Below are 26,270 nucleotides of genomic sequence, written 5' to 3' on the forward strand. Positions count from 1 at the left end.
CCAGGGCATTGCGGAGGATGCCGCCCTCCGCGGTGCCTTCGGCGGCGGCATCCGCGGCGCGCTCCGGACGACGGGTGCGCTCGGTCTTGACCGCCTCCTTCTTCGGCGCGCTCACGAGCCGGCCCTTCGTCCCCTCGGGGATGTCGAGGTCGGTGTAGAGGTGCGGGCTCGAGGAGTAGGTCTCGATGGGCTCGGGCTGGCCGAACTCGAGGGCACGGTTGATGAGGGCCCACTTGTGCAGGTCCTCCCAGTCGACGAACGTGACGGCGATGCCGGTCTTCCCCGCGCGGCCGGTGCGTCCCGCGCGGTGCAGGTACGTCTTCTCCTCGTCGGGGATCGTGTGGTTGATGACGTGCGTGACGTCATCCACGTCGATGCCGCGCGCGGCGACATCGGTCGCCACGAGGACGTCCTTCTTGCCGGCCTTGAACGCGGCCATGGAGCGCTCGCGCTGATCCTGGCCCATGTCGCCGTGCACGCCGCCCACGTTGAAGCCGCGGTCGGTGAGCTCGTCGACGAGCCGCTGCGCCGCACGCTTCGTCCGCGTGAAGATCACGGTCTTGCCGCGTCCCTCGGCCTGCAGGATGCGGGCGATGACCTCGTCCTTGTCGAGCGAGTGCGCGCGGTAGACGAGGTGCTTGATGTTCGCCTGCGTCAGACCCTCGTCCGGGTCGTTCGCGCGGATGTGGATGGGGTTGGTCATGAACCGCCGCGCGAGCGCGACGATCGGACCGGGCATGGTCGCCGAGAAGAGCTGGGTGTGCCGCACCGCCGGCACCTTCTGGAAGATCTTCTCGATGTCGGCGAGGAAGCCGAGGTCGAGCATCTTGTCGGCCTCGTCGAGCACGACCTCGGTCGCGTTCGAGAGATCGAGCAGGCGCTGGCCGGCGAGATCGATGAGACGACCCGGCGTGCCGACGACGATCTGCGCGCCGGCCTTGAGCTGGTCGATCTGACCCTCGTAGGCCTTGCCGCCGTAGATGGCGACGACGCTCGTGGAGCGGTTGCTCGTGAGGAGGTCGATGTCCTCGTAGACCTGCACCGCGAGCTCGCGGGTGGGGACGACGATGAGGGCCTTGACGCCCGGCTCCGGGTCCTTCCCGAGGCGCTGCACGACCGGGATGCCGAAGCCGAAGGTCTTGCCGGTTCCGGTCTTGGCCTGTCCGATGATGTCCTGCCCCGGGAGGCCGAGGGGGATGGTCTGCTCCTGGATCGGGAAGGCATCGACGATGCCCTTCGCAGCCAGCGCGTCGACGATGTCCTGATCGATGCCGAGTTCGGCGAAACTTGTCACTGTTGTTCAGATGCCTGTCCGGCGACCGTGCGATCGCCTCGTAACGGAGCCACGCCGTCTCGTGTGCCACAGGCGCGGGGCCCCGCTCCGACGGCGGGGACACGCCCAGCCTACCGGAGCGGCGGCTCGGGGCAGGGAGGACGTCGTCGCCCGAGTATTGTGAACGACGTGGCCGACTCGGGAGGAACACCTCGTGGTTAAGTGGTTCTGGCAGCGCGATGCCGCGCCGCGACGCACTCTGGCGCTGCGCAGCCGGGGCGAGCAGAGCGATGCGACGCGCGTCGACTTCGCGGAGCTGGCGCCTGAGCTGGACCGGTTCCTCGGCCAGGCGGCCTACCTGCAGCTCGGCTACTTCGAGACGCTGACGCGGCTCATCCGCGCGACTCCCGAGCTGGCCGAGAAGGAGTCGCTGTCCCGGGCCGCCGGTGCCGCGCTCACCAAGCACCGGGGCATCGTCGACATCATCGCGGCGCGCGGCCAGGACCCGACGCAGCTCATGCTCCCGTTCCGCGAGCACCTTGACGCGTTCCGGCGCAAGACCATCGGGGCGCGCCCACGCGAGACCCTGCTCGCGGTCTACATCACGGCGGGCATGCTCGACGACTTCTACCTCGCGCTCGCCTCGAGCTACGGCGAGACAGGGCGACGGGTCGCCGAGATCCTGCGCGAGGACGATGCGCGCCATGAGATCGTCGCGATCATCCAGGAGACGATCGAGAGCGACGAGGAATGGCGTTCGCTGCTGTCCATGTGGGCGCGGCGTCTCGTGGGCGACACGATCCTCGTCTGCCGTGCGGCGCTACGGCCGGAGCTCCTCGCCGTGGAGGAGGCCCGCATCGAGCCGGTGTACACCGAGCTGATGGGAGCGCACGCCCGCCGCATGGATGCGATGGGCCTCGCGTCCTAGGTCAGATCCCGAGCGCGGCTCGCCTCGATGCGTCGCCGCGTCGACGCCCGGCGGTGAGAGCCGCGGTCGCCAGCGCCGCGACGACCACCGCTCCGAGAATGCTCGCGAGCCACAGCCAGACGCTGTCCTCGCCCACGCCAGCCCACTGCAGGCTCGTGTAGACGATCGCCGAGACGGCCGTCGCGATCGCCGGGGCGAGGGCGACGCCCCGCAGCTCGCGAGCGCCGATCAGGAAGTGCGCGGCGATGCCGAGCACGCACGCGCCGACGAGGGCGAGGAGGATGTACATGCGCGGGTCAGGCGACGAAGCCCACGCGACGCGACTCCTCGGTGCCCAGCTCGATGTAGGCGAGGTTCGCGGTCGGCACGATGTAGGAGTTGCCCTTCACATCGGCGAAGCTCAGGTGCGAGGCGCTCTGCTCGAGTGCCGCGGAGACCTGGGTGCGGACCTCGTCCGCCGTGGCAGCGGTGTCGAAGCTCAGCTCGCGGCCGGTGTTGATGATGCCGATGCGGATTTCCACGGATGCTCCTTGAAGGTCGTCGGACTCGGCCAACTCTATCGCGCGGCGAGCAGCGGAGACCGGCGACGGCGGCCGTTTCGCCCTGAGCGCACAACCCGCGACGAGCGTCGCCTTCGACGTCGATGTCCGCGCCTCCCGATAGCGTGGAGGGATGTTGTCGGATGCCGCCCAGCGAGCCGTGATCACGGCGTCGCCGGCCGCGTCCGGCGTCGTGATCGGCGCCCCCGGCACGGGTAAGACGCGCACGCTCGTCGACCGGGTCGTGCAGCTCCTCGAGGTCGAGGGGCTGCGGCCGGAGGAGGTGCTGGCGCTCACCCCGAGCCGGCAGGCGGCGACCGCGCTGCGCGACCGGATCGGCGTGCGCATCGGCCAGGCGACGCCGGGCCCGCTGGCTCGATCGCTCGGATCGTTCGCGTTCCAGCTCGTCCGCGGCGCGATGGTCCGGGAGGGGGCTGAGCCTCCGGCGCTGCTCACCGGCGCCGACCAGGATCGCATCATCGCCGAGCTGCTGGCAGGCGACGTCGAAGACGGCCGGATCCCCTGGCCCCCGGCGCTCAGCGAACCCGTCCGCGCGTCGAAGGGCTTCCGCTCCGAACTCCGCGCCTTCCTCGCGGAGTGCACGGAACTGGGGGCGAGCCCGGCGGAACTGCGTGCCACCGGCGATGCGGTGTGGACGGCGGCCGCCGACTTCGTGGAGGAGTACCGCACCGTGCTCGACGCCCTGCGTTCCGCCCACCGTGACGCCGCCGACCTCCTCGGTGAGGCGGCGGAGATCGTCCGTACGGCGGACGCGGCGACATTCGGAGCGCTGGCACCCCTGCGCGTAGTGCTCATCGACGACGCCCAGGAGCTGACGCGCGGCGGGATCGGCGTGGTGCGCGCCCTCCTCGACCGCGGCATCGCGGTGCAGGCCTTCGGCGACCCCGACATCTCCTCCGGTGCCTTCCGCGGCGCCAGCCCCGAGCTGTTCGCCCAGCTCGCCGGCGCGCTCGGCACCGCGCACGTGCTCGACGGCGCCCATCGCCAGCGCCCGCTGCTGACCGCGCTGACGCGCACGGTGACGCAGGCGATCGGCGTCTCGGGACGCGTGGAGCACCGGCGGGCGCCGGCACCCGTGACGGAGGGTGACGAGGCCGAGGTGTCCACCTTCCTCGCACCGTCGCCCTACGAGGAGTTCGACCGCATCGCCGGGGTCATGCGCGACTGGCACCTCAGCGCCGGTATCCCCTGGGAGCGGATGGCGGTCATCGCCCATGACACCCGACAGGTGACGGCCCTGGAGACCGAGCTCGCCGCGCGCGAGATCCCGACGAGGGCCGCCGGTGTGCAGCGTCCGCTCGGCAGCGAGGGGATCGTGCGCGACATCGTCGGCATCGTGCGGCTCGCCTTGACCCCGGATGAAGAGCGCACGGTCGAGGCCTGGGAGGAGGCGCTGCGCACACCGTTCGGCGGCATGGACGCGATCGCGCTCCGCCGGCTGCGCGCGCGGCTCCGCCACCTCGAACTCGGGCAGGGCGGGTCGACTCCGGCGCGCGAGCTCCTGCGCGCGGCGATGTCGGCGCCGGCCACCCTCACCCTCATCGACGCACCGGAATCGCGGACCGCCGAGCGCTTCGCCGAGACCGTGGCGGGCGTCGCCCGTGCCGCGGCGGAGGGCGAGACGATCCATGACCTCCTGTGGCGCATCTGGGAGCAGGCCAGGGCCGTCGACGGGCGGCGGCTGCAGCTCGCGTGGCGGGAAATCTCGCTGCTGCCCACCGGCGCCGAGACGGCGCGGTCGCTCGACGCCCTCGTGGCCCTGTTCGACGCGGCGAAGCGCTTCGTCGAGCGCACCCCGAACGAGCGCCCCGAGGTCTTCGTGCGCGACATCCTCGACAGCGAGGTGCCGGAAGACACGCTGTCATCGCCGGAGCGCCCGGGCACGGTCACGCTGCTCACACCGGCCACCGCGCTCGGCACGGAGTTCGACGCCGTGGTCGTCGCCGGGGTCCAAGACGGTGTCTGGCCCAACGTGCGGCTGCGCGGCGGGCTCCTGCAGACCTGGAGGCTGGCGGACGCGCTGACAGCGGCTCGCTCCGGTCTGCCTGCCGAGGTGCCGGACGTCCTCGACCGGCGTCGCGCCGCGCTGCACGACGAGCTGCGGCTGTTCGTACGGGCGATCTCGCGCGCCCGCCACCGGCTGCTCATCACCGCCGTCGACGACGACGATCTGACGCCCAGCGCCTTCTTCGGCTTCCTTCCCGCGCCGCAGCCGTCCGAGCGCCATGCCTCCGCAGAGCACCCCCTCACCTTGCGTGGGCTGGTCGCGCGGCACCGCCGGGTGCTCACCACTTCCCACTCCGAACCGGCGCGGCGCGAGGCCGCCGCCCAGCTCGCCGTCCTGGCGAGGGAAGGGGTGCCGGGAGCGCACCCGCACGACTGGTACGGGGTCACGGCGCCTTCGACGGCCGCGCCGCTGCGCGATCTCGCCGCGAACGGAGCACGGGTGTCTCCCTCTGCCGTGGAGTCGTATGAGGAGTGCGGCCTCAACTGGGTCGTCTCGGCTCTCGGAGGTGACACCGTCATGCCGCCGACGGCGGGTATCGGCACGATCGTCCACGAGGCGATGGAGCGCATACCGGACGGCGACCTCGAGCGCATGCGCGAGATCGTCGAGGAGCACTGGCCGGAGCTCGACTTCGAGACGGCGTGGATCGGTCGCAAGGAGCGTCGGCGCGCCGACCTCTTCGTCGAGCGGCTGCACAGCTACCTCGGCGAGGTGAGGAGAGACGGCGGGCGCGTCCTCGGCAGCGAGGTGGAGTTCCGGTTCGCCGTCGACGTATCCAGTGCGACCGCCGAACCCACCGTGCACCCGGTGGGAGAGGACCGCGGTCACCGTGCCATCGTGCACGGCTACATCGACCGGGTCGAGGCGTACCCGCCAGGGGCGGGCGAGCACGGCCCGGCCCGAGGACGCGGCTGGCAGTCGATGTCCGGCGGGCCGGAGGGGACCACGGTGGTCGTCGACCTCAAGACCGGGAAGACCGATCCGGAGTCGGACGGCGGCGTGGTCGCTCACGCCCAGCTCGCGGCCTATCAGATCGCAGTGCAGGAGGGCCTCGTGCCGGGGGCCGCGCCGGGCTCGCTCGGGGGCGCGCGTCTCGTGATCGTCTCGAAGACCCTGGCCAAGAGCGACTACCGCGTCGCCCATCAGCACGCGCTGGACGCCGAGGCGCGGTCGCAGTTCCTGCACCGGGTCGCGGAGGTCGCCCGCGGCATGTCGGCAGCGAGCTTCACGGCCCAGGTCGAGGCGCACTGCGCCGACACCCAGCGCCGGGTGCATCCCTGCCGCATCCACACCGTGCCGGCGGTGAGCGCATGACCGCAGGACCCGCGGACGCCGTGCTCTCGGCGACCGACATCGCCGCCGCGCTCGGACTCCCGACCCCGACTCCCGCCCAGCAGCAGGTGATCGAGGCCCCGCTCGAGCCCGCTCTGGTCGTCGCCGGGGCGGGCAGCGGCAAGACGGAGACCATGTCGGCCCGGGTGGTCTGGCTCGTCGCGAACGGGCTCGTCCGCCGGGACGAGGTCCTCGGCCTCACCTTCACCCGCAAGGCGGCGGGGGAGCTGGCGGAGCGCATCGGCGCCCGCCTCGCCGTCGTCGACGAGTACGGTCGGCGGGGTCTGCTCCCGCATCTCCCGGAGATCGTCGCCGGAGAGGCGCTGCGTCGGGTGGCGGAGGCCGCGCCGGGGCGGCAGCGGGAGCTCGTGCGGGCCCACGTCCTCGACGACCTCGCCCGGCACTACGGCACGGGCGGGGAGTCCGGTGCGGTCCGCACCGCCGACGACCTCCTCATCCGCCCTCGCGTCTCGACCTACAACGCCTTCGCGGACGGCATCGTCCGCGAGCACGCCGCGCGCATCGGTCGAGACCCCGATGTGGCGATGCTCAGCCAGGCAGCGTCCTGGATGCTGGCGCGCGAGGTCGTGCTCCGCAGCGACCTCCCGGAGCTGGAAGAGGTCGACTACGCCCTGGGAACCGTCATCGACGCCGTGCAGCGGCTCGCCGGCGAGGCGCTCGACCATCGGGTCGACCTCGCCGAGGCGGAGCGTCTCGCCGCGGCGCAGGCCGTGGCGTTCGAGCCCTACCGTGCGCACGCCGACGTCGAGAAGGCGGCGGTCAACCTCCGGAGCCTGTCGACCCTGACCCGGCTCGTCCGCGACTACATCGCCGAGAAGGACCGGCGCGGGGTGCTCGACTTCGCCGACCAGGTCTCCGGCGCGTACGACATCGTCGAATCGGCCCCGGACGTCCGCGCCGAGCTCCGCGAACAGCACCGTGTCGTGCTGCTGGACGAGTACCAGGACACCTCCGTGATCCAGACCCGCTTCCTCGCGGAGCTGTTCCGCGACACGGCCGTGATGGCCGTCGGCGATCCGCATCAGTCGATCTACGGCTGGCGCGGGGCCAGCGCCGACAACCTCTACGCGTTCCCCCGGTCCTTCTCGAGCACGGGCGACGTGCGCACCTACAGCCTCATGACGAGCTGGCGCAACGACCGGAGCATCCTGGACGTCGCCAACCGGGTCCTCGAGCCGCTCCAGCGTCCGGGACTCGACGTCCCGCCGCTGGAGCCGCGGCCGGGCGCGGGGGAGGGCACGGTCGCCGTGCGCTACCCGTTCACCGTCGATGACGAGGCCGCCGAGGTGGCGGCCTGGTTCGCCGAGCGCCGCGCCGCCCATGATGCGACCTCCACATCCCCGCACACCGGCGCGATCCTGTTCCGGTCCAAGCGCCACATGCAGACCTTCGCCGGCGCGCTCGCTGCGCGGGGGATCCCGCACCGCATCCTCGGACTGGGCGGACTCCTCGCCACGCCCGAGGTCGTGGACGTGGTCTCGACGCTGCGTGTGGTGCACGATCCGACGGCCGGTTCGGCGCTGATCCGGCTCCTCACCGGCCCCCGCTTCGGGGTTGGGGTGGCGGACATGGCCGCGCTCTACGAGCTGGGACGGGCACTCGCGGAGCGCGACACCGCCCTCATGCCCCTTCCCGAGGAGGTGCGGGCGCGGCTGCGCTCCTCCCGGGGCGCCGACGAGGCCGTCTCCATCGTGGACGCGGTCGACATCGTACGCGCGGTGCGCGACGACTATCGCCTGCTGGAGGGCATCACCCCGGAGGGGCGCGCCCGGATCCGGGCTGCGGGGGAGATGCTGGAGCGTCTGCGCCGCGCGTCGTCCCAGCCGATCCCGGAGCTCATCCGGCTCATCGAGCTGGAGCTCAGGCTCGACATCGAGCTCGCCGCCAACGAGACCCGAGGACCGGCGCGCGTCGCAGCCACCCAGTTGCGGGCGTTCGCCGACGAGGTGCGGGCGTTCCTCGCCGCCGACGAACGCGGCACCATCGGCAGCCTGCTGGCCTGGCTCGACAAGGCGGAGAGCACCGACGAGCTCATGCCCCGTCCGGAGCCCCCGGAGGCCGGAGTCGTGCAGCTGCTCACGATCCACGGGTCGAAGGGCCTGGAGTGGGACGCCGTCGCCGTCGTGCGCCTCGTCGTCGACGAGCTGCCGGGGCGGGTGTCCGACACCTCCGGGTGGTTCGGGTTCGGCGTGGTGCCCTTCGCGCTGCGCGGAGACCGCGACGCGCTTCCGCGCTTCGTCTGGGATCCGGAGGAGGCGATGGAGGGCGAGACCGATCCAGGCAAGCGGCAGAAGCTCGCCCAGGCGTCGCTGTCGGGCGGCGCGACGAAGGCGAACCCGCACGGCGGCGCGCTCAAGCGGTTCAAGGACGCCTACCGGGAGTACCAGCGGCAGGAGGAGCGCCGTCTCGCCTACGTGGCGATCACCCGTGCGAAGAGCGATCTGCTGCTCAGCGGGGCGCACTGGGCGGGCCAGAAGGCACCACGCACACCGAGTCCGTACCTGCTGGAGGCCATCGACGTCCTCGGGCTCGACGAGATCCCGCCAGTCGATCCGGATGAGAACCCGTACGACGGCCCCGGGGCCACGCTGCACTGGCCGCTCGATCCGCTCGGCGGGCGGCGTGGGGTGGTCAGTGCCGCGGCCGCCGCCGTCGAAGAGGCCCTCCAGGACGACGCGATCGTGCCGACGGAAGAACTGCGTCGGCTGCTGGACGAGCGCACGGCCCGCCAGCGCGGGACGGACGCGGACGCCCCGACCCGCGTGCCCGCCTCCCGGTTCAAGGACTACGTCACCGACTACACCGGCACCCTGTCCTCGCTCGTGCGTCCGATGCCGGAGCGCCCGTACCGCCAGACCCGTCTGGGGACCCTGTTCCACGCGTGGGTCGAGCAGCGCTCCGAACTCGTCGGTGTCGGGACCAGGGTCGACGAGGCGCTCTGGGAGATCGACGAGGACGAGCCCGAGGGCGACAGCGCCCCGGGCGCTCCCGCATCCGGTGCTGCTGCGGACGCCGCCGACCTCGCTGCGCTGCAGGCGACCTTCGAGCGGAGCGAGTGGGGGCCGTTGCAGCCGCTCGCCGTGGAGATCGAGATCGACTTCGCGCTGGGGGCCGGCCTTCCGGGGCTGCGCTCAGACACGGACGCGCACATCGTGATCTGCAAGCTCGACGCGGTGTACCGACGCGCCGACCGCGGCGGACGGATCGAGATCGTGGACTGGAAGACCGGGCGGGCGCCACGGACGCCGCAGGAGCGCGAGGAGCGGATGCTGCAGCTCGCCCTCTACCGGCTCGCGTACCATCGGCGCTTCGGCGTCCCGCTGGAGGAGATCGACGTGGCGCTGTACTACGTGGCCGATGACCTCGTCATCCGCGGGGATCGCGTCTACTCCGAGGAGGAGCTCTTCCAGCGCTGGAGCGCCGCCCGCGCCGCGCGCTGAGCCTCTTCGGAGTCGTCATCGTCCGCGGCCGGGGACGAGGTGAACGCGGAGGACTCGGTTCGTCCGCCCCCTCGCGTCTCGGCGAACGCGTGCGCGACGCCGGAGAGGTCCTCGGTCTCGATGCTCGCCACCGCGGCACGGTGCTCCGCGTCGGGCTGAGACGGTGCGGCCGCAGGCACATCCACGTCGGCCGGGGCATCGCGGTCGGCGTCTTCCGCCTCCGCCGCCCAGAGCTCTTCGGGGTTGTAGGCGTCGGTCTGCATCGAGGTGTCCACCTCGGGAGCTGCCGCCACCGGCACGCGGTCGAGCGCGTCCATCGCGGAGTCGACGTCCGAGCGACGATCGCCTGGCACGCCGAGGTCGTCATGACGCAGGCCGTCGGCGAGAGCCTCGAGCAGCGCCGCGGCGTCCTCCACGATGTCGTCGCGCCGCAGCGCGTCGCCGTGGACGAGCCAGCGCGCGAACTCCAGTTCGGCAAGCAGACGCGCGCGGATCTCGAGTCCGGCATCGGGAGTGCGATCCATGGCGCGGGCATAGGAGCCGTGCACGTCGGCCGCGGCGTCGGGAGCTGCGGACAGCCAGGACAGGTCGAGCGCCGGATCGCCGACGGCCAGACCGTGCCAGCCGATCACGCCGGTGACCTCGGGACCGCGCTCGGGATGATCGTCGAAGAGGAACGACGTGGCCTGTGCGCCGCCGAGGATGACCGTCGACTCGAAGCGCCAGAGGTCGTCGTCGGCGACCGCATCCCGCCACCGCACCGTGAGGCGGGCGGGGACGCGTCCGGTGGCTGCCGCGGTGTCGACGAGCCGCTCCAGCTCGGCGCGACTCTCCTCCGCGCTGCGCATCACGAGTCCGGCGCCGCGCACGACCGATGTCGGCAGCGCGTGCACGGCGGCGATCGCCGCCCCCATGGACTCTGCGGCTCCGCGTCCGGCGGGCACCATCGCCGCTTCGATCTGGAAGCCGGGGAGCAGTTCGGTCACGAGCGCGCGCCCTTCGCCCACCCGGGTCTCGCCGATGTAGCCGGGCGCGCGGAACGGCAGCATCGCGCGGGCGCCGTCGGTGAGGGCGCGCAGCGCCAGGGCCTCTGCCGCCAGCTCCCGCGCCGCGTCGTCGTCGTCCGCCACGCGGATCGCGAGTTCCCGGCCGTCGGCGAGAGAGGCCACGGCGGAGTCGAAGCGCCCGTCGCCGTCCGCGGTGAGCGCCCGGGTGCCCGTGACCTCCGCGCCGGGAAGTGCGGCCGTCACCGCCGCGGCTAGAGTGAATGGAGAGCGTCCCATGCCCCCAGGGTAGGTCGGCTCAGGGGCGGTCCCGCCTCCGCCACGCCCGTGAGAGAGGGAGTCGATGAGCATTCCGCGCCCGTTCTTCGACCGCGCCGCCGAACTCCGCGAGGAGGAGGGCGTGCTCGAGCGTCTCCGCGACCTCGCGACCACGCGCGTCATCGTCGTTCGGGAAGGTCGAGTGCGTGTGACGGCCTCCGCGCTGCTGCGCGTCTCCGCGGACGAGGTCGCGGACGGGACATGGGCGCTGCTCGGCCGGGATGCCGACGGAACGGCGCTCCTGCTCGCCGCGCTGCCGCCGGAGATCGATGCTCTCGACACCGCGCCCGACGAGATCTGGCTCGGGCTCCGCGACCTCGGCGGGCGCCTGGACGCGGGGGAGTCCGAGGTCCTGGTCGCCGCCGTCGCCCTGGCCGGCTGGCTCCGCGACGCCCCGTTCTGCCCCACCTGCGGCGGAGGGACGGAGCTGCGCAACGCGGGCTGGTCGCGCCGCTGCCTGCTCTGCGGACGTGAGCACTTCCCGCGGACGGATCCCGCGGTGATCGTCGCCGTCGAGAGCGCGGACGGCGGGCGACTGCTGCTCGGCGCCAACGCGAACTGGGGCGGACGCATGTATTCGTGCTTCGCCGGGTTCACGGAGGCGGGCGAAGCCCTCGAGGCCACTGTGCACCGGGAGATCGAGGAGGAGTCCGGCGTGCGCCTCTCGGCGCTGCGCTACATCTCCTCCCAGCCGTGGCCCTTCCCCCGCTCGCTCATGATCGGCTTCCGCGCCGTCGTGGAGGACGAATCGGCGGCCAGGGCCGACGGTGAGGAGATCATCGACGTGCGCTGGTTCACACGGGCGGAGATCGGTTCCGCGCTCGCCGGGGACGGCCCCGTCGGGCTGCCGGGGCCCGCTTCGATCGCGCGCGCTCTCATCGTCGACTGGTTCGAGGACCGCCCGTGAGCGCACTCGATGCCCTCGACGAGCGGCAGCGAGCGGCCGCATCGGTGCTGCGAGGACCGGTGGCGGTGCTGGCGGGGGCCGGTACGGGCAAGACCAGGGTCATCACCCACCGCATCGCGCACGGGGTGGACACCGGTGCCTATTCTCCGTCGCGTGTGATGGCGGTGACCTTCACCGCGAAGGCCGCCGGCGAGCTCCGCGGTCGCCTCCGCGCCCTGGGGATCGAGGGTGTCGCCGCTCGCACCTTCCACGCCGCCGCTCTCGCGCAGCTCAACTTCTTCTGGCCCACGCTGGCGGGGGCTCCCGCGCCGTCGATCATCGACAACAAGGTGCGCATGCTCGGCCAGGCCGCCGACGCCATCCGCCTGCGCCCTCGAACGGCGACCCTGCGCGACATCGCGTCGGAGATCGAGTGGCGGAAGGTGTCGATGATCTCGATCGACCGGTACGCCGAGCTCGGACGCCCGGTCAGCGGGGTCGACCCCACGCAGCTCGTGGAGTTGATGCGCGGCTACGAGGCGCTCAAGGACGAGCGTCACCAACTCGACTTCGAGGACGTGCTGCTCGCGTGCGCGGGGATGCTGGAGACCGAGCCGCGCGTCGCAGCTGCCGTCCACGAGCAGTACCGGCACTTCACCGTCGACGAGTTCCAAGACGTGTCGCCGCTGCAGAACCGGCTTCTGGAGCTGTGGCTGGGGGATCGTCACGACATCTGCGTCGTCGGCGACGCCAGCCAGACGATCTACTCCTTCGCCGGAGCCGACCAGCGGTTCCTGCTCGATTTCGAACGGCGGCACCCGGACGCGACCGTCGTGCGACTGGAGACCAACTATCGGTCGCAGGCTCCCATCCTGACGGCGGCGAACGCGCTCATGCGCGGTCGCCCCGGGGCGTTGGAGCTGATCCCCGCCCGGGAGCAGTTCACCGCCGAGCCGCCGACGATCACGGCCTACGACTCGGAGGCCGAGGAGGCCGCAGGCATCGCGGCCGGTGTCGCCGCCCGGATCGCCGACGGCGCCTCGCCGGCAGAGATCGCCGTGCTGTACCGGGCCCACGCGCAGTCCGCGGTGCTCCAGCAGGCGCTCGCCGCCGAAGGGATCGCCACCTCCGTGCTCGGCGGCACGCGGTTCTTCGCCATGCCGGAGGTGCGTCAGGCGATCCTCGCGCTCCGAGCTGCCGCCGTGGCGCCGACCGAGCACGGATTCCTGCCCGGGGTGCGGCGCGTGCTTCGGGAGCTGGGGCTGACCGAGGAGCCGCCGACCGCCGGGGGAGCACAGCGCGACGGCTGGGAGGCGCGTCGCGCCATCCTGCGGCTTGCCGAGGAGGCGGGTCCGGAGACGACACTCCGGTCGTTCAGCGACGAGCTCATGGCCCGTGCCAAGGATCAGCACGAGCCGACCATGCGGACGGTGACCCTCTCGACGCTGCATGCGGCGAAGGGCCTCGAGTGGCCGCATGTCTACCTCGCCGGATGGGCGGAGGGGTCTCTCCCCATCTCGTACGCGACGACGTTCGAGGCCGTCGACGAGGAGCGACGCCTCGCCTATGTCGGGATCACGCGGGCTGCGCGCACGCTGGAGCTCTCGTGGGCGCGATCGGCAGGGCGCGGCGAACGGGCGCCGTCCCGGTTCCTGGCGGAGATGGGGACGACGGGTCGCGGCACAGGCATTCTGCGCGAAACCGCACCGAACGCCACACGATCACGCCGTCCGCGCTGATCCGGCCGATGCGCGCCGGGTCGGTCGCGGCCAGGAGACGTGCGGCGACGGCGCCGGCCGACGCCACCCTGGCGAGCGTGATGCGCCCGGGGTCGCGGCCCACGAGCTGAGCGTGGATCAGCGGCCAGGCCGGGTCGCGCGCCGTGTCCTCGGAATCCCGGCAGCTCAGACACGGGGTGAGCCCGGGGGAGACGAGCGGTCCCACCGTGATGCGCGCCGGCTCGATGGCGATCGGCAGGTGCGGGCGGTCCGTCCGCAGGAACGGCGCGAACTGCACGGCCGCGGCCGCGCCGGGGACGAGGAGGACGGCGACCGTGGTCGACGCCGGTGCCTCGTCCGATGCGAGCGGGACCCCCTCGTCGGCCAGCGTCTCGCACAGCCGCCCCTCGGCGCGGGTGTCGGTGAGCCCCAGCGCGGAGACCCGGGCGGCGCGCGGACGGACGGGCTCGTCCTGCAAGGCCGGTTCGAGGACGGCCAGCAGTCGGCGGGCATCCTCCCGCGGTGCGCCCGCGCGATGGGCGATGACGTCGAAGGTGCTGCGCCGGAATCCTCGACGCATGCGGCTGAGCAGCCGCTCGACCCACGGCGCGGACGCGGGGATGCGGATGGCGGGGTCGTCGCCCACCTGGAGGGTCGTTCCGTCTCGCCACAGCAGCGGCAGCGCGGGGTCGAGACGGGTCAGGGTCGTCGGGGTGAGCGGCACCTCTCGATTCTGCGGATCACCGAGGGAGCGCAGGTCGATTCGACGGATCGGTGGAGAAGTCGGCGTTCCGTCCGAGGCCGGGGAGAAAGAGTGACCGTGTTCCCCGGCCCGGGTGGGACGGACTCAGACCGGACGCCCGCCTTCCGGATCGTCGCCGGCGTCGCCGTCGGGCGCCGCGTCGTCGCCTTCGGCCGGCGTCTCCCCGGAGAAGTCGTCGCCGTCCAGCAAGCGCGCGAGCGCCTCGTCGAACTCGTCCGCCTCGGGCTGCTCCCCGCGCTCGGCGGCCTGCAGACGCGTGATCAGCGCCGTCGGGTCGTCGATGTCCTCGGCGGTGGGCATGAGGTCCGGGTAGTCCCACAGAGAGTCCCGGGCGGCGACACCGACGGCATCGGTGACCGCACGCCACATGGCCGAGGCTTCACGGATGCGCCGCGGTCGGATCTTGAGCCCGACGAGCGCGCCGAGGGCGTCCTCCGCCGGACCGCCGACCGCACGCCGACGCCGCGCCGCCTCGGCGATCCTGCCGCCGTCCGGCAGCCGGGAGGTGGCATCCGCGGTGACGACGTCGACCCACCCGTCGATCGTCGCGATGAGGTTCTCCAGCCGCGCGAGGGCTTCGCGCTGCGCCTCGGTCTGCGTGGGCAGCAGGGCACCGCCCTCGATCGCCGCGCGCAGCTCCTCGGGGTTCGAGGGGTCGAGGCGGCTCGCCACATCCTCCAGAGCGTCGACGTCGACCGTGACGCCCCGGGCGAAGTCGGTGATCTGCGCCATCACATGCAGGTGCAGCCACTTGGCGTGCCGATACAGGCGGGCGTAGGCGAGCTCGCGCGTCGCCACGTAGAGGGCGATCTGATCCTCGGGGATCTCAAGCCCCTCCCCGAAAGCGGTGAGGTTCTGCGGGATCACGGCGGCCGTGCCCGCGGGCAGCACGGGGATGCCGACATCGCCGCCGGAGACGACCTCGAGGGAGAGGTTGCCGAGCACCTGCCCGAACTGGGCGGCGAACACCGAGCCGCCGAGGCCCCGCATCAGGCGTCCCGCACCCTGCACCACGCCGCGCATCTCCTCCGGCACCTGGGTGTCCAGGGCAGCCGTCAGCGCGTCGGCGATGCTGGTGGACACGGGGTCCGCGATCTCCTTCCACACCGGGAGCGTCTTCTCGACCCATTCGCCGCGGGTCATCGCCACCGGCGGGTCCGCGAGCTCGGAGATGGTGGTCGCCTCGCCCAGCCAGAGGCCGGCGAGAGCGAACGAGTCGGCCAGGGATGACCGCGAGCCGTCGCCGATGCCCTGGCCCTCGCGGTTCGCGATGTGCAGGGCCTGCCGCAGGGAGTTCTCCCACGGGTCGCCGCCGAAGGCGCCCTGAAGCTGCGCCATGATCGTCTGCATCATCGCCGGGTCGAAGGTGAAGCCGTCCATTCCCTGGAACGCGTCGCGCAGCGCCTCGGGGTCGATATCTCCGCCGCCCTGGTTCGAGAGCATCCGTCGCAGGAACTCCTGGAAGTCCTCCGGGTTCGGTTCGTTGTCTGCCATGTCGCTCGCCCTCTCAGCACGTCTGAAGCCGTGGCATCTACGCTAGTCACAGGTTTCAGTGCGCGACCCCGAAGCGGGCAGATCGCTGTACGCCGCTCGCGAACGACGGAGGATTGCTGTGGAACGACCGCGCGCAGGGAAGCTCGGACTCGGGGTCTGGGCGCTGGTGGTCGCGCTCGCCGCGCTCGCCGTCCTCACCTTCCTGCCGTCGCCGTATGTGATCCAGCGTCCCGGCCCCGTGTACGACACCCTCGGCACGGCGAAGAACGCCGACGGCGAGCAGGTCCCGCTCATCAGCGTCGAGGGGACCGAGACGTACGAGACGGGCGGCACGCTCGACCTGACGACCGTCCAGGTGGTCGGCAACCGCGAACGCACGCCCAGCTGGTTCGAGCTCGCTCTCGCGTGGATGGACGCGTCTCGGGCCGTCGTGCCGCTGGACGCGGTGTTCCCCGAGGGCGTGACCACCGAGCAGCGGGACGAGCGGAACGCGATGCTCATGGTCGACTCGCAGCACGAGGCGACGGCCGCCGCGCTGAACGAGCTCGGCTACGACACCGGCGCCGAGGTCGTCGTGGTCGATGCGGTCGAAGGGTCCCCGGCCGCCGGCCTGCTGCAGGCGGATGACGTGATCACCGCGATCGACGGCACGCCCGTCACCTCGGCGACCGCACTCCGCGAAGCCATCCAGGAGGCGGGCGGCGATCCGGTGGCACTCACGGTGCGCCGGGACGGCGACGAGCAGACGGTCGAGATCACGCCGGAGGAGCAGACGCAGGACGGCACGACGACGTGGCTGATCGGGATCACCCTGCGCACCGATTACGACTTCGAGGTCGACGTCACCATCCAGCTCGACAACGTCGGCGGCCCGAGCGCGGGGATGATGTTCGCCCTCGGGATCATCGACACCCTGACGCCGGGCGAGCTGAACGGCGGCAAGGAGGTCGCGGGCACCGGGACGATCGATGCCGAGGGGACCGTCGGCCCGATCGGCGGCATCCGCCAGAAGCTCTACGGCGCCCGTGACGCCGGCGCGGACTACTTCCTCGCGCCGGAGGCCAACTGCGACGAGGTCGTGGGGCACGTGCCGGACGGCCTGCAGGTCGTCCGCACCGCGACCCTCGACGAATCTCTCGCGGCGCTGGAGGTCATCGCCGAGGACGGCGACGTCGACGCGCTGCCGACCTGCGACGTCCCGGCCACCTGAGCCGGGGCGGGTCGTGACCCCGCCGTGACCGGTGTGACAGCCCGCCCACAGCGAGCGGTGCCTAGGATGGAGGGGTGACCTCGACCCCAGCCCAGCCCCCGGCCACGCCTCGAACCTCCCGACGCATCCTCGGAATCTCCCTGGTGATCATCGCCGCGCTCATCGCGGCGTTCTTCGTCTTCGCGTCGCTCTACACCGAATTCCTCTGGTTCGACCAGGTCGGGTTCACCGGCGTGCTCACCACGCAGTGGATCGCGACGGCGGTGATGTTCGTCGTCGGCTTCCTCGGCATGGCCGTGCCGCTGTTCGTCGTCATCCAGCTCGCGTATCGGCTCCGCCCGGTCTACGTCCGGCTGAGCTCGCAGCTCGACCGCTACCAGGAGGTCATCGAGCCGCTGCGGCGCCTGGCGATGTGGGGCATGCCCATCTTCTTCGGCCTCTTCGCGGGGTTCGCGGCGGCCGGCAACTGGAAGACGGTCTGGCTGTGGGTTAACGGCGTCGCCACCGGTGAGGTCGACCCGCAGTTCGGCGTCGACACCGGGTTCTACATGTTCGCGATGCCGTTCTACTCGATCCTCCTCGCGTTCGTCTCGGCGGTCCTGCTGCTCAGCCTTCTCGTCACCGCACTCGTGTCCTACCTCTACGGCTCGGTGCGCGTCGGCCAGGGCGAGCTGCGCATCTCGAAGCCGGCCCGCATCCAGCTCGCGGTCATCGCGGGTCTCTACCTGCTCGTGCAGGCGGCGAGCCTGTGGCTGGACCGCTACAAGACCCTCGTCGAGCCGGACGACCGGATCACCGGTGCCGCCTACACCGGCGCCAACGCGACCATCCCCGGCCTCGGCATCCTCGCGATCATCGCCGCCGTCGTCGCCATCCTCTTCTTCGTCACGGCCGTCATCGGCCGCTGGCGCTTCCCGCTCGCGGCGACCGCGCTGCTGATCGTGGCCTCGCTCGTCATCGGCATCGGCTACCCGTGGGTGGTCACCACCTTCCAGGTCAAGCCGAACCAGAACGCCTACCAGGCCGAGTACTACCAGCGGAACATCGATGGCACGAAGGAGGCCTACGGGGTCGCGGACCTGGAGACCACGGCCTTCGAGGCCGAGACCGACGCCGAGGCGGGGCAGCTCCGCGCCGACGCCGAGACCACCGCGTCGATCCGCATCATGGACCCGAAGGTCATCCCGCCGACGGTCCGTCAGCTCGAGCAGTACCGCGGGTACTACCAGTTCCAGACCACCATGGACGTCGACCGCTACGAGATCGACGGCGTGAAGCAGGACACCGTCGTCTCCGTCCGTGACCTCGACATGTCGGGCCTCGGCGACGGCGACAACTGGAACAACCGCGTCGCGGTCTATACGCACGGCTACGGCCTCGTCGCCGCTGCCGGCAACCAGCGCACGACCGACGGCGAGCCCGTCTTCCTCGAACGCGGCATCCCGACCTCGGGCTTCCTGTCCGAGCAGGGCGACTTCGAGCCGCGGGTCTACTTCGGCGAGAACTCCCCGGAGTACTCCATCGTCGGCGCCCCCGAGGGGGCCGACCCGGTCGAGATCGACTACCCGCGCGGTAAGGACGGCTCGAGCGAGACGAAGACGACGTTCTCCGGGAACGGCGGACCGAAGATCGGCGACAGCTTCACCAAGCTGCTCTACGCGCTCAAGTTCCAGTCGGAGCAGATCCTGTTCTCGAACCTCGTCAACGACGACTCGCAGATCCTGTATGACCGCGACCCGAAGACCCGCGTGCAGAAGGTCGCGCCGTACCTCGAGCTCGACAGCGACCCGTACCCGAGCGTCGTGGACGGCCGCATCGTCTGGATCGTGGACGGCTACACGACGAGCTCGACCTACCCGTACTCGACGAGCGTGAGCCTGTCCGACGCGATCGCCGACTCGAACGTGCCGACGCCGTCGCTCGCGATCGACGACATCAACTACATCCGCAACTCGGTCAAGGCCACGGTCGACGCCTACGACGGCTCGGTCACGCTGTACGCCTGGGACGAGGAGGACCCGGTCCTGAAGACCTGGCAGAAGGTCTACCCGTCCACCCTCAAGCCGATCAGCGAGATGTCCGGCGAGCTCATGAGCCACGTCCGGTACCCGACCGATCTGTTCAAGGTGCAGCGCGACATCCTCGGCATCTACCACGTCGACAAGGCCGGCTCGTTCGCCCAGCAGGACAACCGCTGGCAGACGCCGAACGACCCGCGCAGCGACGCGATGCTGCAGCCGCCGTACTACCTGACCATGCAGATGCCGGGTCAGGAAGAACCACGGTTCTCGATGTTCTCCACGTTCATCCCCGCCTCCCAGGGTGCGGGTGGCAGCCGTGACGTGCTGATGGGCTATCTCGCCGTCGACTCGGATGCCGGCGCCGAGAAGGGCGTGAAGGCCGAGGGGTACGGGCAGTTGCGCATGCTCGAGATCGACACCGACACCACTGTGCCCGGTCCCGGTCAGGTGCAGAACACCTACAACTCGGACACGGCCGTGGTGCCGCAGCTCAACCTGCTCCAGCAGGGGGAGTCCGAGGTCATCTACGGCAACCTGCTGACCCTGCCCGTCGGTGGCGGTCTGCTCTATGTCCAGCCGGTCTACGTGCAGTCGTCCGAGGGGACCCAGCTGCCGCGTCTGCAGAAGGTGCTCGTCGCCTTCGGTGACCGGGTCGCCTTCGAGAACACGCTCACCGAGGCGCTGGACACGCTGTTCGGCGGCGACTCCGGCGCGACCGGTGGTGACGACGAGGTTGAACCCACCGATCCGGGCACGACTGATCCCGACACCGGGGAGACACCGACCACGCCGACGCCGACGGATGAGCAGGCCGATGCCCTGGCGAAGGCGCAGCAGGCGCTGCTCGACCGCCAGGCGGCTCTCGCCGAGGGTGACCTGGAGAAGTTCGGCGAGGCGGACAAGCGTCTCACCGCGGCCGTCGAGAAGCTCCTGGAGCTGGAGGCCGCCGCAGAGTGATCCTGCCACGCACACGAAAGGGCACCCCCATGGGGTGCCCTTTCGTGTTCCCCGGCACGTGTGCGCCTGAAGTCGACCCGCGGCATCAGGCACTCGCGCCGCTTCAGGCGACACCCTGCACGCGAGCCTGATTCCGCGCGGGTGCCTGCGTCCGCGTGCGGCGCGCCGGGACAGGCGTTCTCGCGACAGCAGGCGGGCCGCGAGGTCAGGCGACTTCTGGGAAGGAAGCCTGAGCTGGCGCGAGTGCCTGAGTAAGCGGAGGGTTTTGTCCGGGACGGACCGTCGCGCGGGGAGGGGGTGGCGTGGGAGGGTGGAGGAAAACAGGGAGGGTGTCGTGGCTGAGCGCATCGTTGTGGGAGTGGTGGACACGTCGGCGGGACGACGAGCACTGGAATGGGCCGCGCATCGCGCCCGGTCGAGGAAGGCCTCTCTGCTCCTCGCGAGCGTCGTCGGGGGAGCGGTCGGCGCCGTCGGGGAGGGCCCCGTGGTGGACGCCGCGATCGCGGCTGCGCGGAGTCTGCTGGAGGAGCACGCGGAGACGCTGAAGGATCAGGGCCTGGATGTCGACCTCGTCGTGCTCCGCGGCGACCCGGTCCGACAGCTCGTGTCGACCACCGCGGGCGCGAACCTCCTCGTGATCGGAAGCGACTTCCGTCCCGATGACGCGGACAGCCCTCGGCGCGGGGCCCACGGGCTGCGCATCGTCGCCGACTCCTCCTGCCCCGTCGTGGTGATCCCCGACATCGAGACGAGCGACCGTCGCGGTGTGGTCGTCGGGGTGGACGGGTCTCCGATCTCGGAAGCCGCCGTCGCCTTCGCCGCTGCCGAGGCCGACCGCCTCGGCGAGCCCCTCGTCGCGGTGACGGTATGGACTCCCGTCCCCCTCCCGCGCGGAGCGAGGTCGTATCCCGAGCAGTACCTCTCCTCCATGCAGGAGCTGTCCGAGGAGACTCTCGCCGTCGCTCTCGGCGGATTGCGCCAGACTTATCCGGATCTCGAGCTCCAGCCCCGGGTCGAACGCGGATACCCGTCCGAGGTCATCAACCGTGCGGCCGCCACCGCGAGCCTCGCCGTGGTCGGATCGCACGGACGAGGGGCGGTCGCCCGCTTCCTGCTGGGCTCCATCAGTCATGAGGTCCTCGCGGCCCTCGCGGCGCCCACCGCCGTCGTGCGCTGACGGGGGCCGCAGGCCTAGAGCGGGCTGGTCAGCACCTCGTGGAGCACGCGGCGGCTGTCATCACCGCCCGGCCCTGACCCGTCGGAGAGAGTCACCAGGGCCTTCCAGAGCGCCCAGCCGCGAGCACGTCGCCAGGTCGCGGCGTCCAGGTCGACGGCGTCGTGGAACGCATCACGCGCCTCTCCCTCGAAGTACGTCCACGCCATGACGAGGTCGCAGGCCGGATCGCCGACGCCGCAGGTGCCGAAGTCGATCATCGCCGACAGGCGGCCGTCGCTGACGAGCAGGTTGCCGACGGCGACGTCGCCGTGGAACCAGACCGGCGCGGACTCCCACGCGCTGCTCGTCGCGGCGAGCCAGACGCTCCGGCAGAGTTCCGCGTCCACCGTGCCGTCCAGCCGCTGGAGCGCGGCGTGGACCGCATCGCTGTAGACGCTCGGATGCGAACCGCGGAAGAACGAGTGCCGACCGGCCGCCGAACCCGCGTCCACGGGTAGGGACCTCAAGGTGCGGAGAACTGTCCCGAGATCGACGGCGAGGCGAACGCGATCGAGCCCCGCGGCGCGCTCGACGGTGTCGCCGTCGATCCACCGGCGGATCGACCACGGCAACGGGTAGCCCCGGCCGGGTTCCCCCAGCGCCACGACGGAGGGAACCGCGACGGGGAGCCTTCCGTCGAGGAACTCGAGCGCCCTGCTCTCCTTCTGCACGGCCGCGGCGTAGGCCTCGGCACGAGGAAGTCGAACCGACAACTCGTCACCGAGCCGGAACGTCCTGTTGTCCCACCCCTGACGCGCCACGGCTCGGACGGGCAGGTGCGCCCAGCGGGGGAACTGCTCCGCGACGAGGTCGGCGACGAGTCGCTCATCGATGTCGACCGGTCGGCTCACCCCTCGATTCTCGCAGACGACGGCTCGACAGGCCTCCGAGCACCGGGATGGGGCGCACGCGCTAACGGCGGGACGAGGAGAACAGCCGGGGCCCTCGTCGTGACCGTGGCTCGTGAAGCCGTAGAACGCCGGGAGGAGTAGGAAGACGATCGACGCGACGAGCGGGTGTACGGCGACGCCGAGGACCCCGGCGGCGAGGTACAGGGCGACTCCGATGAGCGCGCGGGCGCTCGTGGGCGAAGGAGGAGTCGTCGACGCCTTCCTGCGTGAGGTCGGGGTGACGAGCCAGGTACGAGAAGAAGAGCAGGTCTCCATCCTCGTCACCCCGCGCCCTCCGGGTCACGCCGCCGTCGAAGTACGAGCCGGGTGCAGCACGACCTTCGTCCAGCCGTCGTCTCGGTTGTCGAAGTGCTCGTACGCCTGCGGTGCCTCTTCGAGCGGCAGATCGTGGCTGACCACGCGGGAGGGCGTCGCCTTGCCGCCGGCGATGAGGTCGCGCAGTCGTCGGTTGTACTTCTTCACCGGACATTGACCGCTTCCGAGCTTCTGGCCGCGGAACCAGAACTCCCCGAAGTCGAAGGCGAGCTTGCCCTGCTTGGCCAGTTCATCCGATGCGCCGGGGTCCTGCGGGATGAACACGCCGACGACGCCGATCTCGCCCGTGAACCGCACCGACTTCACGAGGCGGTTCAGGGTGAGGGTCGGGTCCTCGGTGCCGCTCGGATCGTGGGCCTGATAGCCGACGCATTCGCAGCCGTTGTCGGCGCCCAGGCCCATCGTCATCTCGTTGACCGCCTCGACGGGGTCCACCGCGGAGTCGTCGATCGCGATCGCGCCCAGCTCCTCGATCTTGCGCAGGCGGTCGGGATGCCGATCCACGACCATGACCCTTCCGGCCCCCTTGAGGATCGCGGAGTAGGCGGCCATGTAGCCGACGGGGCCCGCGCCGTAGATGACGGTCTGGTCCCCGGGCTTCACGTGGGCGAGCTCCGTGGCGTGATAGCCGGTGGGGAAGATGTCCGCGAGCATCACGTAGTCGTTCTGCTTCTCTTCGGCGTCCTCTCCCAGGCGGAGGCAGTTGAAGTCGCCCCACGGCACCCGGAGGAGCTCTGCCTGACCACCAGCCCACGGCCCCATGTCGGCGAAGCCATAGGCGGCTCCCGCCCACTCCGGGACGGGCTGCGCGGTGAGACAGTAGTTGGTGAACCCCCGCTCGCAGTTCTTGCAGTGCCCGCAGGCGACGTTGAAGGGCAGCGCGACGTAGTCGCCGACCTTCACCTTGTCGACGCCCTCGCCGACCTCGATCACCTCGCCGAGGTTCTCATGGCCGAACCATCGGCCGGTCTCGAAACTCGTCCGGCCCTCGTACATGTGCAGGTCCGAGCCGCAGATGTTCGTCGTGGTGATGCGCACGAGCACGTCGGTGGGGCGTTCGAGACGGGCATCCGGTACGTCGGTGACGCTGACCGTATGCGGGCCTTCGTACACTACTGCTCTCATGTCCTCTTCCTTTCAGCGATGTGAAACGTCGATGGAGTGTCGCAGTGAGGAGCGCTGGTCAGGCCATGTCGTTTCGGCTCAGTCTGTGAGCCGGGCCATCGTGGCTCCGCGACGGTGCGCGAACGGAGGGCCTTCCCAGATTCAGGGCGGGGGAGGACAATGCGGGAAGCGCAGGGGGAGAGTGTCGGCCTGCGCGGAAGCCAGATATGCGGAAGGCCCTCCGGCCTGGGATTTCTCCCGGCCAGAGGGCCTTCCATTTGTTGCGGGGACAGGATTTGAACCTGCGACCTCCGGGTTATGAGCCCGGCGAGCTACCGAACTGCTCCACCCCGCGGCACAAGAGATAACTTATCACGGATCCGGGGAGCCGTCGAATCGAGCGCGACGTCGGAGGGTGCGAGAGGATGGCGTCATGTCTGAGAACACTGCCGTGCCCGTCGCCGTGTGCCAGTTCGCCCCCACCGATTCGCGCGAGCACAACAGGGAGCGGATCGCCGAGCTCGCCGCAGAGGCCGCGCGGCTCGGGGCGAAGCTGATCGTGTTCCCGGAGTACTCGAGCTTCTTCGTCGACCCGATGGACGAGCGCCTGGCGGCGAACGCGGAGCACCTGGACGGCGAGTTCGTGACCGGACTGATCGGTCTGGCCGCGGAGCTCGCCGTCGTCATCGTCGCGGGCGTCACGGAGAAGGCCTCGGACGAGGGACGCGTGCGCAACACGGTCGTCGCCGTGCGCGGCGACGGCATCCTCGCGGTCTACCGCAAGCAGCACCTCTACGACGCGTTCGGCCAGACCGAGTCGGACTGGGTGGAGCCGGGAGAGATCGGCGAGCCCGCGGTGTTCGAGGTCGGCGGACTGCGCTTCGGACTGATGACCTGTTACGACCTGCGGTTCCCCGAGCTGTCGCGGCTTCTCGCGGTCGCCGGCGCCGAGGCGCTCGTGGTGCCGGCGGAGTGGGTGCGCGGACCGCTCAAGGAGCAGCACTGGACCACCCTGCTCGCGGCGCGGGCCATCGAGAACACGGTGTTCGTGATCGCCGCAGACCACCCGGCGCCGATCGGCGTGGGGCACTCGCGCATCGTCGACCCGCAGGGGGTCGTCCGCGCGGGCATCGGGCCGGAGCCGGGAGTGGCGCTCGGCGTGGTCGACGGCGCGGCGATCGCCCGCGTCCGTGCGACGAACCCCTCGCTGCGCGCGCGACGCTACGCCGTGGTCCCGCGCTGACCGGACCCGCTCACGCGTTCAGGCCGGCGAGGCGCGCCGCCGCCTCCTCGAGGACATCGATGCGCTTGCACGCCGCGAACCGTACGAGCCCCGCGTACGCCGAGCGCTGCGCGGGGGAGACGAAGGCGGTGAGGGGGATCGCCACGACTCCGGCGCGTTCCGGAAGCGCGCGGCAGAAGTCCGCCGCATCCGTGCCGCCGAGGGCCGTCGCATCGGCCACCGTGAAGTAGCCGCCCTGCGGTGCGTGGACCGTGAAGCCGGCTGCGCGAAGACCGTCGCCGAGGATCGCGTGCTTGCGGGCGAGCGCGGCAGCGGCATCCGTGAAGAACGCGTCGTCGAGGCGGAGCCCGACGGCGACGGCGGGCTGGAACGGAGCGCCGTTGACGTAGGTGAGGTACTGCTTGACGGTCAGAACCGCCGTGATGAGCGCGGCGGGGCCGTGCACCCAGCCGATCTTCCACCCCGTGGTCGAGAAGGTCTTCCCCGCCGACGAGATGGTGAGGGTCCGCTCCGCAGCACCGGGCAGGGTGGCGATCGGGATGTGCGGGGTGTGGAAGGTGAGGTGCTCGTAGACCTCGTCGGTGACGATCACGGCGTCGTGCCGCGCGGCCAGGCGCACCACCTCGCGGCGCACCTCCTCGTCGAAGACGGCTCCAGTGGGGTTGTGCGGGTCGTTGACGAGGATGATCCTGGTCCGGTCCGTGACGGCCGCCGCCAACTGATCCAGGTCGGGCTGGAAATCGGGGGTCCGCAGGGGCACCGTCCGGAGCCGAGCACCCGCGAGCGCCACCGCCGCGGCGTACGAGTCGTAGTAGGGCTCGAAGACGACGACCTCGTCCTCCGGCCCGTCGATGAGGGCGAGCAGGGTCGCGGTGAGGGCCTCGGTGGCGCCGGCCGTCACGATGACCTCGGAGTCCGGGTCGACCGTGAGACCGTAGAAGCGCTGCTGATGCTCCGCGATGGCCAGAAGCAGATCGGGGAACCCGCGCCCCGGCGGGTACTGGTTGAGGCCGTCGGCGATCGCGCCGCGTGCGGCGCTGAGCACCGCTTCCGGGCCGTCCTCGTCCGGGAAGCCCTGGCCCAGATTGATCGAGCCGGTTCGGACCGCGGCGGCGGACATCTCTGCGAAGATGGTGGGCGCGACGGAACCGTCCGCGTCGAGCAGACCGGCACCGGCCGCCGTGCGACGCCATGCGCCGGGGATGACACTCATGAAGAACAGGCTAAGGCCATAGCTGAAACTCAAGCTCGGCATAAGGAACGCACAGGGATGCGGGGCATCCTGGAGGAGCGTTGAAGGAGCACACCATGAACCAGGACAACCCGCAGGACCGCCCGGCACCGGCGTCGGACGACGCCGTGTCGGCCGCACAGAACCCCCAGACCCCGGAGACCGCGTCCGGTGCGTCGTCTCCGGCCGCCGACGGTACCCCCGTGGCCCCGGCTGCTTCCGCACCGGTCGCCCCGCAGGGGCATCACATGCCGCCGACGTTCGCATCGCACGCCGCCGGCACGCCGACGGTGGCACCCGTGCCGCACGGGCTGGCC

At 71.2% G+C, this 26,270-nt stretch carries 17 protein-coding genes, 1 tRNA gene and 1 pseudogene; 10 read left to right on the plus strand and 9 right to left on the minus strand.

Annotation, left to right across the window (positions count from 1 at the left end; all coding sequences use genetic code 11):
• The coding region (locus tag DW296_RS05885) for a DEAD/DEAH box helicase (protein ID WP_136051482.1) at positions 1–1,294 on the minus strand (1,294 nt) is incomplete at its 3' end.
• Positions 1,295–1,487: 193 nt separating this feature from the next.
• Between DW296_RS05885 and DW296_RS05890 the strand changes: the two genes are divergently transcribed.
• Positions 1,488–2,201, plus strand: coding sequence for a ferritin-like fold-containing protein (locus DW296_RS05890; RefSeq protein ID WP_060923156.1), 714 nt, complete (start codon positions 1,488–1,490; stop codon positions 2,199–2,201).
• Position 2,202: 1 nt separating this feature from the next.
• On the opposite strand, the gene DW296_RS05895 is transcribed toward DW296_RS05890, so the two are convergent.
• Both DW296_RS05895 and DW296_RS05900 read right to left on the minus strand, forming a co-directional pair.
• Positions 2,203–2,490 (minus strand): hypothetical protein, encoded by a 288-nt coding sequence (locus DW296_RS05895; protein WP_136051483.1) that lies wholly within the window; start codon positions 2,488–2,490, stop codon positions 2,203–2,205.
• Positions 2,491–2,497: 7 nt separating this feature from the next.
• Positions 2,498–2,722, minus strand: coding sequence for a DUF3107 domain-containing protein (locus DW296_RS05900; protein ID WP_025102974.1), 225 nt, complete (start codon positions 2,720–2,722; stop codon positions 2,498–2,500).
• Between the two features lie 151 nt (positions 2,723–2,873).
• Here DW296_RS05900 and DW296_RS05905 point away from each other — a divergent pair, with 151 nt between their 5' ends.
• Positions 2,874–6,083 carry an ATP-dependent helicase gene (locus tag DW296_RS05905; protein ID WP_136051484.1) on the plus strand — a complete coding sequence of 1,070 codons (3,210 nt, stop codon included), beginning with the start codon at positions 2,874–2,876 and terminating at the stop codon, positions 6,081–6,083.
• Complete coding sequence (locus DW296_RS05910; protein ID WP_136051485.1) at positions 6,080–9,562, plus strand: ATP-dependent DNA helicase; 3,483 nt, start codon at positions 6,080–6,082, stop codon at positions 9,560–9,562. Before DW296_RS05905 ends, DW296_RS05910 begins: the two co-directional genes overlap by 4 nt.
• Here the strand turns inward: DW296_RS05910 and DW296_RS05915 are convergent.
• On the minus strand, positions 9,508–10,845 hold the full coding sequence (locus DW296_RS05915) for a hypothetical protein (RefSeq protein ID WP_240743006.1): 1,338 nt from the start codon (positions 10,843–10,845) through the stop codon (positions 9,508–9,510). The two genes, DW296_RS05910 and DW296_RS05915, sit on opposite strands and share 55 nt — an antisense overlap.
• Positions 10,846–10,909: 64 nt before the next feature.
• Here DW296_RS05915 and nudC point away from each other — a divergent pair, with 64 nt between their 5' ends.
• Positions 10,910–11,791, plus strand: coding sequence for an NAD(+) diphosphatase (gene nudC / locus DW296_RS05920; RefSeq protein WP_136051486.1), 882 nt, complete (start codon positions 10,910–10,912; stop codon positions 11,789–11,791).
• Positions 11,788–13,509, plus strand: a complete 1,722-nt coding sequence (locus DW296_RS05925; protein WP_136051487.1) for an ATP-dependent helicase — start codon at positions 11,788–11,790, stop codon at positions 13,507–13,509. The genes nudC and DW296_RS05925 overlap by 4 nt, the downstream gene beginning before the upstream one ends.
• Before the next feature lie 826 nt (positions 13,510–14,335).
• On the opposite strand, the gene DW296_RS05930 is transcribed toward DW296_RS05925, so the two are convergent.
• A complete protein-coding gene (locus tag DW296_RS05930; RefSeq protein WP_136051488.1) occupies positions 14,336–15,745 on the minus strand; it encodes a zinc-dependent metalloprotease in 1,410 nt (469 codons plus the stop codon).
• 118 nt (positions 15,746–15,863) lie between these two features.
• Here DW296_RS05930 and DW296_RS05935 point away from each other — a divergent pair, with 118 nt between their 5' ends.
• The 3 genes from DW296_RS05935 to DW296_RS05945 all read left to right on the plus strand — a co-directional run bounded on the left by DW296_RS05935 (position 15,864) and on the right by DW296_RS05945 (position 21,110).
• The gene (locus DW296_RS05935) at positions 15,864–16,955 is read left to right on the plus strand and encodes a YlbL family protein (RefSeq protein WP_136051489.1); all 1,092 of its coding nucleotides are present in this window, start codon (positions 15,864–15,866) and stop codon (positions 16,953–16,955) included.
• A 74-nt stretch (positions 16,956–17,029) separates the two neighbouring features.
• Entirely contained in the window at positions 17,030–19,933 is a 2,904-nt protein-coding gene (locus tag DW296_RS05940; RefSeq protein WP_136051490.1) for a UPF0182 family membrane protein, read from the plus strand.
• A gap of 334 nt (positions 19,934–20,267) precedes the next feature.
• Positions 20,268–21,110 carry a universal stress protein gene (locus DW296_RS05945; protein ID WP_136051491.1) on the plus strand — a complete coding sequence of 281 codons (843 nt, stop codon included), beginning with the start codon at positions 20,268–20,270 and terminating at the stop codon, positions 21,108–21,110.
• A 14-nt stretch (positions 21,111–21,124) separates the two neighbouring features.
• Here DW296_RS05945 and DW296_RS05950 read toward each other — a convergent pair whose 3' ends face one another.
• The 3 genes from DW296_RS05950 to DW296_RS05965 form a co-directional block, all read right to left on the minus strand.
• Positions 21,125–22,000 (minus strand): aminoglycoside phosphotransferase family protein, encoded by an 876-nt coding sequence (locus tag DW296_RS05950; RefSeq protein WP_136051496.1) that lies wholly within the window; start codon positions 21,998–22,000, stop codon positions 21,125–21,127.
• A 339-nt stretch (positions 22,001–22,339) separates the two neighbouring features.
• Positions 22,340–23,500, minus strand: coding sequence for a glutathione-independent formaldehyde dehydrogenase (locus DW296_RS05960; protein WP_136051492.1), 1,161 nt, complete (start codon positions 23,498–23,500; stop codon positions 22,340–22,342).
• A gap of 260 nt (positions 23,501–23,760) precedes the next feature.
• A tRNA-Met gene (locus DW296_RS05965) sits at positions 23,761–23,834 on the minus strand.
• A gap of 78 nt (positions 23,835–23,912) precedes the next feature.
• On the opposite strand from DW296_RS05965, the gene DW296_RS05970 reads away from it, so the two are divergent.
• Positions 23,913–24,722 (plus strand): carbon-nitrogen hydrolase family protein, encoded by an 810-nt coding sequence (locus tag DW296_RS05970; RefSeq protein WP_136051493.1) that lies wholly within the window; start codon positions 23,913–23,915, stop codon positions 24,720–24,722.
• Between the two features lie 10 nt (positions 24,723–24,732).
• On the opposite strand, the gene DW296_RS05975 is transcribed toward DW296_RS05970, so the two are convergent.
• Positions 24,733–25,935: an aminotransferase class I/II-fold pyridoxal phosphate-dependent enzyme gene (locus tag DW296_RS05975; protein WP_136051494.1), complete on the minus strand. Its 1,203-nt coding sequence runs from the start codon at positions 25,933–25,935 to the stop codon at positions 24,733–24,735.
• Between the two features lie 95 nt (positions 25,936–26,030).
• Between DW296_RS05975 and DW296_RS05980 the strand changes: the two are divergent.
• Positions 26,031–26,270, plus strand: a pseudogene (locus DW296_RS05980) (serine protease); the annotation flags it as partial.

Origin of the sequence: Microbacterium sp. K36 (genome assembly GCF_004794355.1) — a bacterium.
GTDB classification, from domain to species: domain Bacteria; phylum Actinomycetota; class Actinomycetes; order Actinomycetales; family Microbacteriaceae; genus Microbacterium; species Microbacterium paraoxydans_D.

Excerpts from the sequence above, each read along its gene's own strand:
- DW296_RS05910 (WP_136051485.1), top strand. The coding sequence starts at position 6,080 with ATGACCGCAGGACCCGCGGACGCCGTGCTCTCGGCGACCGACATCGCC.
- DW296_RS05960 (WP_136051492.1), bottom strand. The coding sequence starts at position 23,500 with ATGAGAGCAGTAGTGTACGAAGGCCCGCATACGGTCAGCGTCACCGAC.
- DW296_RS05895 (WP_136051483.1), bottom strand. The coding sequence starts at position 2,490 with ATGTACATCCTCCTCGCCCTCGTCGGCGCGTGCGTGCTCGGCATCGCC.
- DW296_RS05975 (WP_136051494.1), bottom strand. The coding sequence starts at position 25,935 with ATGAGTGTCATCCCCGGCGCATGGCGTCGCACGGCGGCCGGTGCCGGT.
- DW296_RS05930 (WP_136051488.1), bottom strand. The coding sequence starts at position 15,745 with ATGGCAGACAACGAACCGAACCCGGAGGACTTCCAGGAGTTCCTGCGA.
- nudC (WP_136051486.1), top strand. The coding sequence starts at position 10,910 with ATGAGCATTCCGCGCCCGTTCTTCGACCGCGCCGCCGAACTCCGCGAG.
- DW296_RS05970 (WP_136051493.1), top strand. The coding sequence starts at position 23,913 with ATGTCTGAGAACACTGCCGTGCCCGTCGCCGTGTGCCAGTTCGCCCCC.
- DW296_RS05905 (WP_136051484.1), top strand. The coding sequence starts at position 2,874 with ATGTTGTCGGATGCCGCCCAGCGAGCCGTGATCACGGCGTCGCCGGCC.
- DW296_RS05915 (WP_240743006.1), bottom strand. The coding sequence starts at position 10,845 with ATGGGACGCTCTCCATTCACTCTAGCCGCGGCGGTGACGGCCGCACTT.